The organism is Leisingera sp. CC-HEC093, from assembly GCF_059429195.1.
This window is the reverse complement of the sequence record NZ_JCAIJR010000001.1, coordinates 396,924-413,074: the sequence shown is the minus strand read 5'-3', so window position 1 is coordinate 413,074 and position 16,151 is coordinate 396,924. Positions and strand designations below refer to the sequence as shown.

Annotated in this window: 13 protein-coding genes; 5 read left to right on the top strand and 8 right to left on the bottom strand. The window is 66.1% G+C overall.

The annotated features are described in order from the left end of the window. Positions 1 to 113: 113 nt before the first annotated feature. Complete coding sequence (locus AC5STB_RS02045; protein ID WP_495441320.1) at positions 114 to 1,577, bottom strand: hypothetical protein; 1,464 nt, start codon at positions 1,575 to 1,577, stop codon at positions 114 to 116. Between the two features lie 192 nt (positions 1,578 to 1,769). Here AC5STB_RS02045 and AC5STB_RS02040 point away from each other — a divergent pair, with 192 nt between their 5' ends. After that, positions 1,770 to 2,522, top strand: a complete 753-nt coding sequence (locus AC5STB_RS02040; protein WP_495441319.1) for a WecB/TagA/CpsF family glycosyltransferase — start codon at positions 1,770 to 1,772, stop codon at positions 2,520 to 2,522. A 165-nt stretch (positions 2,523 to 2,687) separates the two neighbouring features. Here the strand turns inward: AC5STB_RS02040 and AC5STB_RS02035 are convergent, their stop codons facing one another. From AC5STB_RS02035 to AC5STB_RS02020, 4 genes are all read right to left on the bottom strand, one after another. Then, positions 2,688 to 3,638, bottom strand: coding sequence for a glycosyltransferase family 2 protein (locus tag AC5STB_RS02035; RefSeq protein WP_495441318.1), 951 nt, complete (start codon positions 3,636 to 3,638; stop codon positions 2,688 to 2,690). Beyond that, entirely contained in the window at positions 3,635 to 4,672 is a 1,038-nt protein-coding gene (locus AC5STB_RS02030; RefSeq protein ID WP_495441317.1) for a glycosyltransferase family 2 protein, read from the bottom strand. Before AC5STB_RS02030 ends, AC5STB_RS02035 begins: the two co-directional genes overlap by 4 nt. Positions 4,673 to 4,763: 91 nt before the next feature. Continuing rightward, positions 4,764 to 8,390 (bottom strand): translocation/assembly module TamB domain-containing protein, encoded by a 3,627-nt coding sequence (locus AC5STB_RS02025; protein ID WP_495441316.1) that lies wholly within the window; start codon positions 8,388 to 8,390, stop codon positions 4,764 to 4,766. Continuing rightward, on the bottom strand, positions 8,387 to 10,189 hold the full coding sequence (locus AC5STB_RS02020) for an autotransporter assembly complex protein TamA (protein ID WP_495441315.1): 1,803 nt from the start codon (positions 10,187 to 10,189) through the stop codon (positions 8,387 to 8,389). The genes AC5STB_RS02025 and AC5STB_RS02020 overlap by 4 nt, the downstream gene beginning before the upstream one ends. Before the next feature lie 474 nt (positions 10,190 to 10,663). Between AC5STB_RS02020 and AC5STB_RS02015 the strand changes: the two genes are divergently transcribed. Next, the gene (locus tag AC5STB_RS02015; RefSeq protein ID WP_495441314.1) at positions 10,664 to 10,930 is read left to right on the top strand and encodes a hypothetical protein; all 267 of its coding nucleotides are present in this window, start codon (positions 10,664 to 10,666) and stop codon (positions 10,928 to 10,930) included. Positions 10,931 to 10,996: 66 nt separating this feature from the next. Continuing rightward, positions 10,997 to 11,605, top strand: coding sequence for a hypothetical protein (locus AC5STB_RS02010; RefSeq protein ID WP_495441313.1), 609 nt, complete (start codon positions 10,997 to 10,999; stop codon positions 11,603 to 11,605). Positions 11,606 to 11,657: 52 nt separating this feature from the next. On the opposite strand, the gene AC5STB_RS02005 is transcribed toward AC5STB_RS02010, so the two are convergent. The 3 genes from AC5STB_RS02005 to AC5STB_RS01995 all read right to left on the bottom strand — a co-directional run bounded on the left by AC5STB_RS02005 (position 11,658) and on the right by AC5STB_RS01995 (position 13,920). Further along, entirely contained in the window at positions 11,658 to 12,641 is a 984-nt protein-coding gene (locus AC5STB_RS02005) for a type I glyceraldehyde-3-phosphate dehydrogenase (RefSeq protein WP_495441312.1), read from the bottom strand. A 121-nt stretch (positions 12,642 to 12,762) separates the two neighbouring features. Next, positions 12,763 to 13,074, bottom strand: coding sequence for a hypothetical protein (locus AC5STB_RS02000; protein WP_495441311.1), 312 nt, complete (start codon positions 13,072 to 13,074; stop codon positions 12,763 to 12,765). 69 nt (positions 13,075 to 13,143) lie between these two features. Continuing rightward, positions 13,144 to 13,920 (bottom strand): IclR family transcriptional regulator domain-containing protein, encoded by a 777-nt coding sequence (locus AC5STB_RS01995; RefSeq protein WP_495441310.1) that lies wholly within the window; start codon positions 13,918 to 13,920, stop codon positions 13,144 to 13,146. 213 nt (positions 13,921 to 14,133) lie between these two features. On the opposite strand from AC5STB_RS01995, the gene AC5STB_RS01990 reads away from it, so the two are divergent. Both AC5STB_RS01990 and gcvH read left to right on the top strand, forming a co-directional pair. Next, the gene (locus AC5STB_RS01990; protein WP_495441309.1) at positions 14,134 to 15,582 is read left to right on the top strand and encodes a glutamine synthetase family protein; all 1,449 of its coding nucleotides are present in this window, start codon (positions 14,134 to 14,136) and stop codon (positions 15,580 to 15,582) included. A 189-nt stretch (positions 15,583 to 15,771) separates the two neighbouring features. Continuing rightward, a complete protein-coding gene (gene gcvH, locus AC5STB_RS01985) occupies positions 15,772 to 16,131 on the top strand; it encodes a glycine cleavage system protein GcvH (RefSeq protein ID WP_495441308.1) in 360 nt (119 codons plus the stop codon). Positions 16,132 to 16,151 lie beyond the last annotated feature (20 nt).

Sequence of the window (16,151 nt, the reverse complement as noted above, 5' to 3'; positions counted from 1 at the left end):
CCCCATCTGTTCCGCGGGGCCGGGTGAATTCAAATTTACTTTCGTCAATCCATGCGGCTGTCCTAAGGACGTATTGTGTCAATTCTGGCCGGAAAAGCGGAAAGATTGCGGCATCACAGGATGCTGCGCCGCTCTGGCCCGGCGGTGTCAGGCATCAGCGCCTGCGCGCCGCCAAATAGTGCAGGTTTTGAGCGGAACAAGCCCGGGTAAAGCAGCCGCTCAGCATAGCCCAGGACCGATCCGGCGCACATCCAAGTGATCGGGATCAGTGTTGCGTTCAGCAGCATGTCCACCATGGTGGCCGCCAGGATCAGCGCAACCGGGGCGGCGTAAGGCGACACGCTGCCCCGCGGCGCGCGTGCAGCGGCATAGGCCAGCAGCACCAGCGGCGCCGCCAGAAGGCCCATCTCGGCGATATACCCCAGCCAGCCGAAGGTGCCGAAGACGATGATCCAGCGCCCGTCCGGGATCGACAGGATCTGCCCGGTTTCCGCGTGCCGCACCAGATTGCGGCCCCAGCCTCCCCAGCCGAACCAGGGCTTTTCGGCGGCGCGCGCCAAAAGCTGTGCCTCGTTCTCAAAGCGGTAGTTCAGCGAATGCGCCCGCTCGGCGCTGATCGCGCTGGCCTGGGCCACCAGTTCCTCGGTTGGTACCAGCCCGGTGTTGCGCAGCATCGGGTAGACAACGGCGACCAGGCCCAGCAGCAGCGCCGCGCGCAGCTGCCAGCGCAGCGGCGCCAGCGCCACCACCGGAGTAAAGGCCAGCGCATAGGCCAGCGAAGCGAGGCTCTTGCACAGCACCAGCACCGCAAACAGGTAGGCTGCGGACAGCGCCAGCCGGATGCGCGCCCCGCCTGCGGCGGTGCGGGCCAGCGCGGTGGCTGCCAGCAGCGCCGACATCATGAAGAAGGCCAGCCACAGCGCATGCGGCAGGAACACGATGGGGCGGAAGCCGCCCTGCCGCATCATCTGGCTGAAATCATGCTGAAAAAAGCCGTAGACCCAGACATTGATCTGCGGGCTGAAGCGGATCTCGATAAGCGCCGGAACGCTGTAGGCCAGCGCGGCGATCATCAGCGCCATCAGCAATTCGCGCTGGGCCTCCGGGGTGGACAGATACCGGCGTGCCAGCAGGAAGGGGATCAGCACGATCACCTGGTTGATGATCACGGAGCCGAGGTCGCGCCAGCGCAGCCCCGGCAGCTGATCGGTCAGAAAAATGATCGGGTCGGAATTGGCGATCTGGCGGAACAGGATCGGCTCACCGTTGGTCAGCACGGTGGGGATGACCCCGAACACGAACAGCAGAACCAGCACCCGCACGGCCGGGTGCCGCGGCAACAGCGGCACTGGCCTGCGCAGCAGGAAGACGCAGAGCACAAAGGCCATCACTGAGGGGATTGCGAACTTGTCCATGTCCGGCACCAGCGGCAGGTCGAACTCAGCCAGCGGCGGCAGCAGCAGGTAGCCCGCGATGATGCACCACAGGAGTGCCCGCTCCAGCGGCAGGCGCCGGAACAGGATCAGGCTGGCCAGCGGCCAGGCCAGCAGCATCAGATAGGCCAAAGCGTTGGGCAAAGCCCCGTGTCCCCTCAATTCCCCGGTATTTGCGTCAAACTTTACCTGTTGCGCGCGGCGCTGTCGCGCGGATTTGCAACAACGGGTTAACACTGTGCAGCTTTGCCACGCTCCCGCACCGCCGCGTCCAGCGGGCTGGCACGGCTGCGGCGCTGCCGGTATCACTGGACGGAACGGCACCGGGGGAGCCTCATGTATTTCGAATGCCAAGGCCGCCGGATTCCGGTGAACATGCCCAACCGCACTCGGCTGGAGGCCGAAATCAATGCCCGCTTCCGGGCGGGGCTGGGGTTTGCGCTGGCGACGCTGAACCTGGACCACCTGGTCAAGATGGAGGCCTCTGCGGCGTTCCTCTCTGCCTACCAGGCGCAGGATCTGGTGGTGGCGGACGGACGTCCCATCGTCTGGCTGTCACGGATTGCGCGGCGCCCGGTGACGCTGATGCCGGGGTCGGATATGGTGCTGCCGCTGTGCCGCCTGGCGGCTGAGGCCGGGGTGCCGGCAGTGCTGGCGGGCAGCACGGAGGAGGCGCTGCAGGATGCCGAAGCCGCACTGACGGCGGAGGTGCCTGGGCTGGAGATTGCCTGGACCCATGCGCCCGCGGTTCGTTTTGATCCCGACAGCGATGAGGCGGATCAGATCCTGCACCGGCTGCATGAAACCGGCCCCTGCCTGTGCTTCCTGGCGCTGGGCGCGCCCAAGCAGGAGCGGTTTGCCCAGCGCGGGCGCAAACTGGCGCCCGCAGCGGGCTTCGCTTCTGTCGGTGCCGGGCTGGATTTCCTGGGCGGCCACCAGAAACGCGCCCCGGCCTGGGTCCGCGCGATAGCGATGGAATGGCTGTGGCGGGCGCTGTCCAGCCCAGCCCGGCTGCTGCCGCGCTACGCGAAATGCCTGGCTATTCTGCCCGGGCTTGCCCGAAAGGCCTGGCGCATCCGGGCGCGGTGAGGGCCGGCCCGGCGGCCTGGCTGCAGGCCATATGCGAGGCTCTGCCTCGCGCTCCGGGATATTTGAGGCCAGAAAAAAAAGGGATCCAGTCTTCTTCTGGCTGGAAATATCCTGGGGTGAATTGGCCGTCAGGCCAAAAGGGGCAAAGCCCCTGTAGGGTCCGGACTATTTGTACTCCAGTATGCTGCGTGCCGCCCCGTGCCAGCGGCGCCAGTAGTATTCCAGCGCACCCGCGGCCTCAGGAAATTTTCCAAGCACCGAGAACAGCGCCTGCTCATATCCCATACGGCGGGACAACCGCAGCACCTGGGCGGGGTAGACCAGCGCCGCCAGCAGGAGATGGGGGCTGAGCAGCCCGGCAATGGCAATGGCGGCGGGTAGGGCGGCCCCCCACAGCAGGGCACGGCGGGTCTCGGCAACCCAGTGACGCTCCACCCCCGTGCCATGCAGCGCGGCGCCCTCGGCAAAGGCATGGCCTGCGCGGCGGCTGCGGGTCCACCATTGGCCAAAGCGCATTATCTGCGCGTCATGCAGGGTCATTTCCGCATCCAGCCGCCAAACCTGCCAGCCCGCGCAGCGCAGCCGCAGGCATAGTTCCGGCTCCTCCCCGGCGATCAGCTCCTCGCGGTAGCCGCCCGCGGTATAGACCGCCGCGACCCGCATCAGCGCGTCACCGCCGCAGGCCTTGGTCTCGCCTGCGGGCGTGTCCCACTCCGCATCGCACAGGCGGTTGTAGATGGACGCCTCCGGAAACCGTTCCCGCCGCCGCCCGCAGGCCACCGCCGCCTTGGGGTGCGACTGCAGGAATGCTGCCGCGGCAGCGATCCAGTCCGAGGCCGCTTCGCAGTCGCCGTCCACGAATTGCACGTATTCGATCCCGGCCTCCAGCACCGCCAGCCCGGCATTGCGGGCGCGGGCAGCGGTGAACGGCTGGCTAAGGTCCAGATCCACCACCTCGGCTCCGAGGTCCCGGGCTGCAGCCGCCGATCCGTCGGTGGACCCGCTGTCCACATAGACCAGCTGCCGCACCTGCCCTTGCAGGGAGCGCAGGCAGCGGATCAGCCGCTCGCCTTCGTTGCGGCCGATGACCACGGCGGCGATGGCGGCGGCGCTCATGCGGCGTCCCCGGTAAGATAGGCCCGGTATCGCGGCGACCAGCGGAGAAAACCCTGGCGCTGCAGCGCCGCGATCCCGGCGTCCTCAACCGCGTCCCCAGACCACAGGCTGAGGTCCGGCTGCGCCCGCATCACGCCGCTGCGCTGGCGGTCCTCACCGTGTTCCGACACGGTCTCTGCCTGGATCTGCAGATCCCGCGCGAGGCTGTCGCCGGCGAATTTGTAGTGTCGGATCAGCCCTTCCATATCTGCCAACCGCACCCCGGCTGAGACATGCGGATGCACCGCCGCCTGCACGCCTGGTCCGTTGAACACCAGGGGATGTTTGCTGATACAGCAGTTTTCGCCAAAGACCTTGCCTCGCACGCCGCCGAACAGCATCTGCGCGCCGCCGGGCGGCGGGCTGTTCTGGCGCAGGAAATAGGAAAAACCGGTCTGCTCCGAGGCATAGTCCACCGCCCGCACCGCGCTGATGTCAGAAAAGCGGAAGCTGCGGACCGCCTCGGCATAGCTGAGCCTGCGGGCCTCTGCCAGCGGGCATTGCGGGAACATTTCCAGCATTTCGGCCTGCAGGGCGGTATAGCCTTGCTGCGTCAGATAGCCGGTCAGCCCGGCCATGCCGGCAGTTTCGCTGCCTTCGAAATCAAACAGCTCATCCATGTCGGCAAACAGGCACCAGCGGTCCTGGCCGTAACGGTCTGCGGCATAGGCGCGAAAGGTGTTCTCAAAACTCAGCCAGGGCAGGGGGGACTGCAGCACCGCGGTGCCTGGCTCCTGCCGGATGCGCTCGATTGTGCCGTCGCCAGAGCCGTTGTCAAAGAACACGAAGGCCGAAACACCAAGGCGCCGGTAATGTTCAAAAAACACGTCGAGGTAATAGGCGCCATCGCGCACCAGGGCGATCAGCACCACCTGATCCGGGGCGGCAAAGCGGCGCGCAGGCCCGTGCAGATGGCGCAGCGAGGCGCGGAACCGGGCGCGGTGCGCTGTGCGGCTGGCGCGGTCTGCCAGTCTTTGGGTGATTGTTCTGCCCACTGCGCCCCCGTCCTGCGCTTGCCCGGTTTTCTGCTGGCAGCTTGCCGGCTTATTCTCTTCGCTGCAAGTTCTGCCTGCGCAGCTCTGCCTGTCAGTAATCCCTCTTGAAAAACAGGCCCAGGCCGGTTTCCCCTTCGCTGTCCACCGTGCCCTGAACCGTCAGGCTTTTGGTGATATCCAGATTGATGCTCAGCTCGCTGTCGCCCTGGGTGTTGACGTTGAAATCGGTATAGACGTTTTCCGCCACATAGCCGCCCAGCCCAAGCTGCCCGGCGCCCAGATTGTCGGTGCCGATATCGACAGTGTCGGCACCGGTGGCCTCGCGCAGCTTGCTTTGGGTGCCGCCGCCGCGGCCGCTGAGGGTCAGGGCCGAGCCTGCCAGCCGGGCCAGCGCCAGCGGTGAGATATCCCCGATGTTGTCGCCGAACAGCAGCAGCGCCAGGGCTTCCTCACTGGGCCGCGGCGGATCGGAGGTCACCTTGATCTCCGGCGCATCGACCCGGCCGGAAATCTCCAGCGTCGCCGTGCCCTGCTCCGTCGCCGCAGTGGATCTAAACTCCAGATAGGGTTTCAAATCGCCCAGCAGGGTGATCCGCCCCTCATCCAGCTCCAGCCGCCGGCCCAAAATGTCGAAGGTGCCGCGGACCAGGCTGATCTGGCCGGAGGGCGAGGGCCGCGCGGTGGTGCCGCGCAGGCGGATCTGGCCGCCCAGCTCAGCGCGCAGGCCGCGGCCGCGGGCAAAGATCCTGGACGGCGCGTCGATCAGGATGTCCAGCGCGGTCCTGACAGAGCCGCCGCCGCCGCTGCTGCTGCCGGTCAGCCCGGCACGGGCCAGTGTCTGGCGCACATCGCGCGGGGCGCCGGCATGGCGCACTGGCGGGATCGGCGCGGATGAAACCGAACCGCCCGCTGTGTTCAGATTGATATTCGTCTCACCCACATTGATCCGGCCAGCCACCTTGTTGTTGCCGGCCATGGCGCCGGACATCGAAAGGCTGCCGTTCAGCAGGGTCTCATAGGACAGATGGTCGGTCACCACGACATCGCCGATGGCAATCTCCAGGTTCCCGTTGAACGGCGGCAGCAGACCGACCGGGCCGCTGATCCGCACCGTGCCGCCGTCGCGCGGACGGGCAGAAAGCTGCAGCCGGGCTCTGGAGCTGGCGATGGAAACCGTGGCGTTGATGTCATCCACCCGCTGGGCTGCCGCCGGAACCGCCAGCGAGGCGCCAGGGACCGAGATGGTGCCGCTGACCCCGTCCAGCGCCGGCACCCCGCGCAAGGCCATGTCAAAGTTTGCGGGTCCCTGTATCAGGTTGGGGGAGATGAACGGATTCAGGCCTTCGAGCCGCAGTGTGCCCTTGGCGGTCACATCGGCGGTGCCCTTGGCCTCGTTCCAGCTGCCTTTGATGCGGCTGTCGATGCCGGCCGGGCCGCGGGCGGTGCTGTCCACTGTCCAGGTCCCGTCGCGCCGGGTGGCGGTACCGGCGGCGGCCAGCCGGCCGGGCAGGTCAGGCACCAGACGCTGCAGCTCTGCCATCACCGCGTCGAACTTCAGATCGGTGCTGCCGTTGCTTTCGGTAAAGCGCGCCTCGGTCTCGACTGTAATCCCGGCAGGCCCCGTGGCTGTGCCGGCAACCTGCCACTCGCCATTGCGCCGCTCCGCCGTGCCTTCGGCGTTCAGCGCGCCTGCCAATTGCGGCACAAAGCGTTCCAGCTCGTTCCAGGCCGCCGCAAAAGCCAGATCGGCGTCGCCTTCCAGCGTGACCGACCCGTCCAGCCTGGCGCTGGAGGAGTGCGGCCCCTTCAGCTCCGCGGCACCGCTGAAAGTACCGCCTGTGCGGTTCAGGGTGGTGGCCAGTTCCAGCGTGCCGGGCGCCTGCGGCAGCAGCACCTCCAGCCGGTTCAGCCGGGCGTTAATGTCCATTTGCCCGGCCTGATTGTTCAGCGTGCCGGCGGCAGTGGCCTCCAGCGCGCTGCCCGCCAGCTGGAACCGGTCGATGGCTATGCCGTTTTCATCCCGGGCGGCCTTCAGCTCCAATGTGGTTGTGCCTGCCAGCAGCTCATCCACCTGGGCGATGCCCGCCGACAGATCCTGCGCCTGCAGCGAAAGGTCGGTGTCAAACCCGCCTGTCAGCGGCGTGTAGGACCCCCTGGCCTTCGCCTCTACCGCGCCGCCCAGCGGGCGGCCTGCCAGATCAGAGAACCGGCCCAGGTCCTCTGCCCCGGCGGTCAGGTCGCCGCTGACCTTCAGGCCTTCTTCCAGCCCGTCAAAGGCGACATTGCCGTTGGCCCGGTAATCGCCGCCGCGCAGTTCCATATCCGTGATATGCAGCGCCCCGGGCCCATCGGTGCTGAGGGTGCCCTCAAAGCGGATTTCGTTGCCTGTGGCCTTGGCCAGCGCCGGATCGCGGGGCTGAAAACCGCTGAGACCGGCGGTGACCCGCCCTTCCAGTTTAAGACCGCTGGCCTGATCCAATGTGCCGCGGCCGGAGATCTCGGCCGTATCCACCAGCGCGCTGGGATGGCTCAGCTGGTTCAGAACCCCGTCCAGCACCCAGCGGCCGTCGAGGGTTTTCTGCAGCTGCAGGTCCGCCTTGCCCAGGGTCGTCTGCCCGCCGCCAAAAGGCAGCGCGGCAGCGGTCTGGCCTGCGGGCGGGGTGATCGCGGTCTTCAGATTGGCGGCGGCCAGTTTGCCGCCGGCATCCAGCGCTGCGGCGCCGGTGATCCGCAAGGCGCTGGTATGCAGCACCAGCGTGTCCAGCGCCAGCGCGCCGCTGCCTTCGCGCAGCCCCTTGACGTTGAGCCGCAGGCCCGGGCCAAAGAACGGCCGGTGCACCGGCGGCAGCAGCACGTCGATATTGCCGCCGAGGTCAGCGGAAAATGCGATGTCGCGCGGCGTCTCCGGCGCGGCATCCTGGGGCAGGGGCCGGGCCGCCAGCACCACCTGGCCGCCCAGCCGCTCAGTACCATCGGTGCTGAAGGTGATATCGGCCGTGAAATCCGTGACCGGACCGCTGCCCTTGGCGGTCAGCTGCAGATCGGGGTCGCCGGGCAGGTCCAGCCCGCGCGAAATCAGCCCGCCGGGCGATTCATCCACCGACAGGTCCAGGGTGATCTGCTGGGTTTCATTGGCATAGCCCGCCTCCAGCCGCAGGTGGTCGCCGGGCTTATCCAGCCGTGCGGCCTCCAGCTTGGTGTCCAGCGCGCCATCCGCCAGTTTCAGCGAGCCCTCGACGCGCAGGCTGGCCGCGGCTCCGGCCAGCGCCTCGCCCAGCTCGATCCGCTCTGCCTTGATCTCGCCCAGTTCGATGGCAACCGGCAGTTCCGGCAGCGCAAAAGGCGTGGTTTCCGCCTCTGGCAGCTCCGGGTCCGGCGGCAGCGGTTCCGGCGCGCGCGCCACCTCAATGCGTTCCGCCGACAGCTCGTTGACAGAGAACCGCCCGCGCAACAGGTCGAGCCGGTTCCAGTCCAGCACCGCGCCCTCGACGGTCAGCCAGATGCCTGTCTCATCGGCGACTGTGATCTTCTTGATCTTGGCTTCAGAGGAAAACGCGCCCTCCAGCCCCGACACGCTGATATAGCGGCTGTCGCCTGACAGGGTGTCCTCCAGGAAATCGACCAGCAGCCCGCCGGCATCCTCCTTGGTGGTTTCCTGTGCCGCAGCAGGCAGCGCCGTCAGGCCCAGTGCGAGGGTATAACCAAGAACCTGTTTCAAAACGCCTGTCCTATCCCGATATAGAATTGCAGCCCGTCCTCGCTGCCGCCGTCCACCGGGTACGCCAGGTCCAGCCGGATCGGCCCGATCCCGGCGACGTCATAGCGCAGGCCGATGCCCGCACCGGCATGGCGCGCAGAGGAGCCGGAAACGAAACTGTCTGCATCAACAAACCCGAGGTCGTAAAAGCCAACCAGCGAAATCTTGTCGGTGACCTTGCCCCGCACCTCGGCAGACAAGGCCGCAAAGCTGCGCCCGCCTGCGGTGCCGCCGTTTGCCGGCACGCCCAGCGACTGGAATTCATGGCCGCGCACGGTGCCCGCACCGCCAGAGAAGAACAGCAGTGTCGGGGAAATCTCGCTGAGCGATGGCCCGACCACAGAGCCCAGCTGCACGCGGCCTGCCAGCACGATCCTGTCCTCCGCGCCCAGGCCGTAGTATGCGCGCCCGTCGCCTTTCAGCTGCAGGCCGGAATCGCTGCCGTCAAAACCGATGAAAGGCGATGCGCTGCCCTGCAGGAAATAACCGCTGGCGGGGTTCACCCGGCTGTCGCGGGCGTCGTATTCGGCACGGAACCTGCCAGCCACGTATTTAAAGCGGCGCTTGCCGAACACGTCCTCTGCCAGGATGGAGGACACTCCCAGCGCAGCCTCAACAAAGAAGGTCTCCGAATACGTCCGCCGCGCGCCGATGGCACCAAAGACGCGGGTGGCGGTGTAATGCTCCTCGTCCAGCCGCTCTGCCTCTGCCAGATAGAAAATGCTGTCATCCGGCCCCAGCTTGGCAGGCCGGTCCAGCCGCACCGCGATACGCCCGTCGATGTCATTGCTGCTGCCGATGCCGCTGAGCCGCGCCTCAATCCGCAGCTTCTCGGCGGCGCCGAACAGGTTGCGGTGCATCCAGCTGCCCGACAGCTCCAGACCGTCAGAAGAACTGATCTCGGCACCAAAGGTCAGGCGGCGCGGCGGCAGGTCTTCGACCTGGGCCACGAAATCAAGGGTGCCATCCGGGTTCGGCTGCTCTGCCTCGCGCAGCACCACAGAGGAAAAAGTGCCGGTGCGCCGCAGCCGGGTGGCGGATTTTGCGGCCAGGTCAGGGTGGAACGCCTCGCCCTCCGGGAAGCCCGCGATGCGGCGGATGGCCCCCCTGCGCACCTTGGTGTCGCCGGTGATCCGCATCTGTCCGAACCGCAGCTTCGGTCCCGGTGCCAGCCGCAGTTCGGCGTCCAGACGCGCCTGCAGGTGATTTGCGGTGATATTCTGCTCCGCCACCTCGGCCTTGGCGTGGCCGCTGCGGCGCCAGGCCCGCACGCCGGCAATGGCCGCATCGCGGATCACCCCGGTGCCGGCCGGCTTGCCGGGGGCAAAGCCTTCGGGAATCACCACATCGCTGTTTTCCGGAAAGGGCGCCAGCTTTGCCTTGCCAAAGGCGAAAAGAGGGCCGGGTTTAACGGTGATCTCAAGCTTGCGAACGTTCTTTGGCGGGTTGAGCGGCTGGATCTGCGCCGCTTCCTGCCCGTCCAGGCGGATGTTCACCACCGGCGAAAAATGCCCGGCGTCATAAAGCACCTGCACCAGTGTCCGGTAGTCCGACAGCGCCGCAGCCAGCAGTTCCTGCACATTGGTCTCGCCGCTGGCGGCAACCGAGGCCGAGGCCCCGCGCAGCCGCTCCGCAAGGTCGTCATCCGCTCCGGGCGCGCGCAGCACCGTTTCCGCAGCGGATACCGGGAACGGCAGCAGCGCCATGAGGCTGAAGGCCATGGCAATAGCCAAGCCGTTTGGGCGGATGGAAAAATTCATGTCTGCTCCCGGCAGCGGGCTTAAAATATCGGGCCCGGAACCACGGCAGGCCTCCGGCGCTTGGTGCAAGCCTAACACGGGAAAAATACAGGATGGAACCAGCAAAGCAGCGGCATTCCGCCGGCGGCGCACAGCGGCGGATCGCCGCGCATCAGCCTGCCGGGGGTTTCCCGCGGGCAATGACCATTTGAAAGAGGGGCAAACTATGTACTAGTTTAAACCAGCTCCGGCAGAATTGTCCGCCGGAGCTGCCACTGTTTAACCAAAGCACTTATTTAACGTCAGGCGCAGCCACCACTCACAAAGCAGCCTGCCTGGCGGGAATGATACCACGCATGATTTTACTGTCCATATAATTGTCAGTTTGATAATGTTGCGTGGTATCATTTCGTTCTGGCCTCGCCGGGGCAGCAGAATTGATAATCCGGGAGAACGGTTTTGGACCGGTTGAAACCAATTTTCGAACTTCGCGATATGCTTCACCAGATGGAGCGCGACATGGGGCTCGACCGGCTGAGCCGGGCAGAGCGGGACGTGCTGCTGGCCGCCGATGCGCTGACCGAAGCGCCGGGCGACGCGGTGAAGTCAGAGCAGATCCGCAGCCACCGGCTGGTCAAGGGGATTGCCCAGGCCACTTTTCACCGCACGCTGAAGTCGCTGCTGGATCTGGGGTTGATCCGTCGGGCCGGCGGCAGCAAGGCCAAACATTACGTGGTCTGTTTCGATCCCGCGGTAAAGTGACAGCGCCGCTTAGGCTATACATTCAAATGATTGCAGGTTTCGCCGCGCCCGTTTACACGGGGTGATATGATGCGAGTTTTTCAGCAGTTGGCTGGCCTTCAGAGTTTTGCGGTAATCACCGCCGTTTATGTAATCTGCCACGGGCTGACCGCCTGGGTGGTGACGCCTGTGCAGGGCCTGTTCCTGCCGCAGGTGACAGTCTTTGCCAGCCTGGCCTACCTGCCGCATGGCGTGCGGGTGCTGGCGGTCTGGCTGCTCGGCTGGCGGGCTGTTCTGCCTCTGGCCGCAGGCGCCTTCCTGTCGGAGCTGATGTTCACCGCCGCAGATGTGCGCCAGTTGATGGAGCCGGTGCTGCTGGAGTCCATTGCCGTCGGCGCGGCCTCGGCCTTTGCCGCCTTTGAGATTGCCCGGCTGTTCGGCTGGAACCTCTACGCAGGCCAGTCGCGCCGGGTGCCCTGGACCGGGTTGCTGGCCGTTGGCGCTCTGGCCTCGATCATCAATTCGGCGGCCCAGTCGCTGGTGTTTTCCGGCCTGATCTTTCCCGGCGATCAGCTGCCGGTGATGGCGGTCTATGCCGCAGGCGACCTGATCGGCCTTGCGGTCTGCATGCTGACCCTGACGCTGATCTTCCGCTGGCTGCGCCTGGCCCGAAACAGGCAGAGGCCGCAGGAATAGCGTTTCCCGCCGGCGGCGGGCTTGCAGACAGTGCAGTGGAAAGCTGCGGGGTTTACCCCGCCATCAGCCGCGCCACATCCAGCATCCGGGCGGAAAAGCCCCATTCGTTGTCGTACCAGCCGAACACCCGCACCTGGGCGTCCCCGGCCATGCGCGTTTCCGGACCGGCGATCACCAGCGATTCCGGCCGCGCCCGCAGGTCAGAGGACACCAGCGGAATCCCGGTCCAGCCCAGCACCTTAGACGCGGCAACGCCCTCGCGCAGGGCGGCGGTGAACCCTGCCTCGCTCATTGGCGTTTTCAGCTGCGCAACCAGATCCACGGCAGAAACACTGGCGGTTGGCACCCGCACCGCAGCCCCGCTCACACGGCCCTTCAGATGCGGCAGAATCTCGTCAACCAGATGCATCGCCGACGTTGTGGTGGGGACCATCGACAGGGCACCGGCGCGCGAGCGTGCAAAATCGCCGCGCGGCGCGTCCACCATCGGCTGCGAGTTGGTGTAGCAGTGAATGGTGGTCATATGGGCGGTGTCGATGCCGGCGATGCCGTCCAGCAGCTTGACCAGCGGCGTCAGCGCGTTGGTGGTGCAGGAGGCATTGGAGACAATCCGCGCATTGCCCAGTGTTTCCTCATTCGCCCCCAGCACCACGGTCAGCTCGGCGGCCGGAGAGGGACCGGCGATCAGCACCTTGCCAGCCCCGGCCTTGATCCCGCGCTGTGCCACGTCAGAGGTCCGCGCGATGCCGGTGCATTCCAGCACCAGATCAACGCCCGACAGGTCCACCTTGGTCAGGTCGGGCTCATGGCTGACCGGAATGGACCGGTCCATCACCTGCAGCACGCCATCGCCATGCTCCACCGGATGGGCAAAGGGGCCAAAGGTGCTGTCGTACTGGAATAGATAGGCGCACATGTCCAAGGGTGCGATATCATTGATCCGCACCACGTCGATGCCGTCTCCGCGCGGGGTGGTCAGAATCTGGCGCAGGATGGCGCGGCCAATGCGGCCGAATCCGTTGATAGCAAGTTTCATGCGCAATCTATGGCAGGCGCGCCGGCGCCGCTCAATCCGCACGGCGTGGGAAAATGATCACATTTCCCAAGAGGATGTTTCAGAAAAACGCTGCTAAACCGGGCAAACGTCAGACGCGTGCCTATTTGCGGCAGATCACCTGCGCGTAGTAGGTGCCGGTGATAGTGCGCACCATCGTGTCCAGGTTGACGCTGCAGCCGGTGGCCGCGCGAATGGCGCGGACCGCCTGGCGCGCAGTCAGCACCGCCGGCGGGCGGAACGCCAGATGCTCCAGATTCAACCGCGTGGCGCTGTACCGGCCCGGCGTGTCCGCCACAGGTGCCACCACCCAGTCGCGGCCCAGCACCGGCACTTGCCTGCCTTCCACACCCTTGGCCTGAACAGCCGGGGCCAGCGCGGCGCAAAGGGCCGCTGCCATTGCAGTCTGTTTCATCATCGAAATGCTCCTGCGGAAATGCCTGGGTACAGCCTAGCGCAGGCCCGGCGCAAAGCAAGACGCAGCTTACAAGTGGTCTACGGCTTCCGCCTGGCGCAACTCTGCCGCGCACAGCTGCAGTCCGCGCAGCAGCCGCTCGGCATCCGCTTCCGGCTGCGACCCGCGCGGTGCAGAACAGCCCGCCACAATCGGTGTCTGACCGGGCCGCGACACCGGCACCGCATAGCCGGTGATCCCGGCCTCGAACTCGCTGTCGGTTAGGCAGTAACCCTGCTGCCGCGCCTCGGCGACGCGCCCCAGGATGGCGGCCGCCTCCGTCAGCGACTGGCCGGTATGGCGCGGGATCTCTGCCTCTGCCAGCACCGCTGCGGCCTCTTCCTCCGGCAGCGCGGCCAGCAGCATCCGTCCCAGGCTGGTGTGGGCCAGCGGGATATTGGATCCGGCGGTGAAGCCATAGGTGATATGGCCGTGGTCCACCGTCGATTGCGCCAGCAGCAGAACCCGGCCCTGGTCCAGCATTGCCAGCGTCACCTCGATCTGCATCTGCCGCGCGTGGCGGTTCAAGACCGGCTGCACCCGGCGGCCGAACTGGTTCGCCTGCAAAAAGCCGCCCGCCAGCGCCAGCACCCGCGGGGTCAGCGACAGCATCCGCCCGTCCTGGCGCAGATACCCCGCCTGCACCAGCGTCAGCGCCCCTCGTCGCGCGGTGGCGCGGTCTTGGCCGCTGCGCCGGGCAATCTCGGCCAGGGTCATGCTGGGGGTTTCCGCGTCAAACACCGCCAGAACCGCCAGCCCCTTGGCAAAGCTCGACGAAATATTCCGGTCCTGTTCTGCTGCTGTCATCCCGAAGCCGCCCTGTCCTGATCCTGAAAACGCCGCTGGCCGCAGCGAATATGTGCGAATACTTGCATCAATGTTCGCTTTGCGAACGCTGTCAAGGCGCAAACCCACCGCAATATCCAGATTGCGCAACGGGTTGCGGCAAATAATGCCGCAGGCTGGACGGCGGGCCATTTCCGGTGCAATTTCAATTAGCTCCGCATCAAGAGGCCGCCCATGGCACAAGATTTCACATCCGGCAAACTGGCCCGCTTGGGGCTGCTGACCCCCGAGGACTGCCGCAGGGCGGCGGAGATCACCTCGCGCGCCCAGTTCGACGGGATTGAGACGGTGCGGGTGCTGTTTCCTGATCAGCACGGACTGCTGCGCGGCAAGACAGTGATGGCAGAGGCCTTCGCCAGCGTCTTTGACCGCGGCTTGAACGTGCCCGCAACCCTGCTGCTCAAGGACACCTCCCACCGCACCGCCTTTCCGGTGTGGGAGGACGGCACGGATCTGAATAGCCCGATGCAAGGCGCCGGCGACGTTCTGCTGGTGCCGCGCCCGGAGACCTGGCGCGCACTGCCCTGGTCCGGTCATTCCGCTTGGATCTTCTGCACCCCGGTCTACCCGGACGGGCGGCCCGTCCCCTTTGCCCCCTGCGCGGTGCTTCAACGGCAAGTGGAAATGCTGGCGGGGCAGGGGATGGCGGCCACCTTCGGGCTGGAGGTGGAGTTCCACCTGTTTGAGCTGGCGGACCAATCCGCCGCCCACGCCCAGGCCACCCGTCCCGGCGTGCCGGTCCAGACCCGCAACCTGACACAAGGGTATCAGTATCTGACCGAAACCCGGTACGGCGAGGCCGAGGGGATCCTGGACCTGTTACGCCGCAACGCCCAGAAACTGGGCCTGCCGGTGCGCTCCGTGGAAATCGAGATGGGTCCCAGCCAGGTCGAATTTACCTTTGCCCCGGACGGCGCCATGGCCCAGGCCGACGCGATGGTGATGTTCCGCACCATGGTCAAGGAGGTCTGCGCCAGGAACGGCCTGCACGCCAGCTTCATGGCCAAGCCGCGGCTGGACAATGCCATGGCCAACGGCTGGCACGTCCACCAGTCGCTGCAGGACCTGGCCACCGGGCGCAACCTGTTCATGCCGGAAACCGCCGGAATGCTGGCACCGCCTGCCAGCGCCTGGATGGCGGGCCTGTTGAAATACGCCTCGGAAACCTCGCTGCTGATCGCCCCCACGGTGAACAGCTACAAACGCTACCTGCCGTTCCAGCTCGCGCCCAGCCGCATCAGCTGGGGTAAGGACAACCGCGGCGCCATGCTGCGGGCGCTGATGCAGCCGGGCGACCCGGCCAGCCGGATCGAAAACCGCGCGCCGGACAGTTCCGCCAACCCCTATTACGCGCTGGCGGCCCAGATCATTGCAGGCGCCGCCGGGATCAGCGAGGGGCTGGAGGCGCCCAAGCCCACCCTGTCGCCCTACAGCGAGGACGCCGAACGCTTGCCGCGCTCGCTCGGTCAGGCGCTGGAAGGCTTCGCAGGTTCTGCCCTCTGCCGCGATGCCCTGGGCGCGGACACCGCGGACTACCTGCTGCAGCTCAAGACCTTCGAATGGGAGCGCTACCTCGACACTGTCAGCGAATGGGAGCAGGCAGAGTATTTCAACCTGTTCTGAGCCCCCGCGGGGCGGCGGCACGATGCGCAAAAAAAACCATCTGCTGCGGGATTTGCCGTCTTGATCGCCCGCCTCGCCCATTGATACCGTATACCCGCGTATGCGAGGGGCCGCCCTTGCCATCCGCGGCGCCATTTCCGGCGGCCTGAGACATTGAAACCCCACGCCTCTTCGAAGGATAAAACCCCCATGAAATACACCGAGGAACACGAGTGGCTGCTGCCCGAGGGCGACCTGATCACCGTCGGCATCACCGCCCACGCCGCTGAGCAGCTGGGCGAGGTGGTCTATGTTGAATTGCCCGAGCCGGGCACCGAGGTCTCCAAGGATGATGAAATCGTGGTGATTGAATCGGTCAAGGCGGCCTCCGACATCCTGGCACCGCTCGACGGCGAAATCGTCGAGGTGAACGAGACCCTGGCCGACAACCCCGGCAAGGTGAACGAGGACGCCGAAGGCGATGCATGGTTCTTCAAGATCAAGCCTTCGGACCTGTCGCCGATGGATGATTACATGGATGAGGCCGGCTACAAGGACTTCATCGGCTGACCCGGCGACCCTGCCGTGCA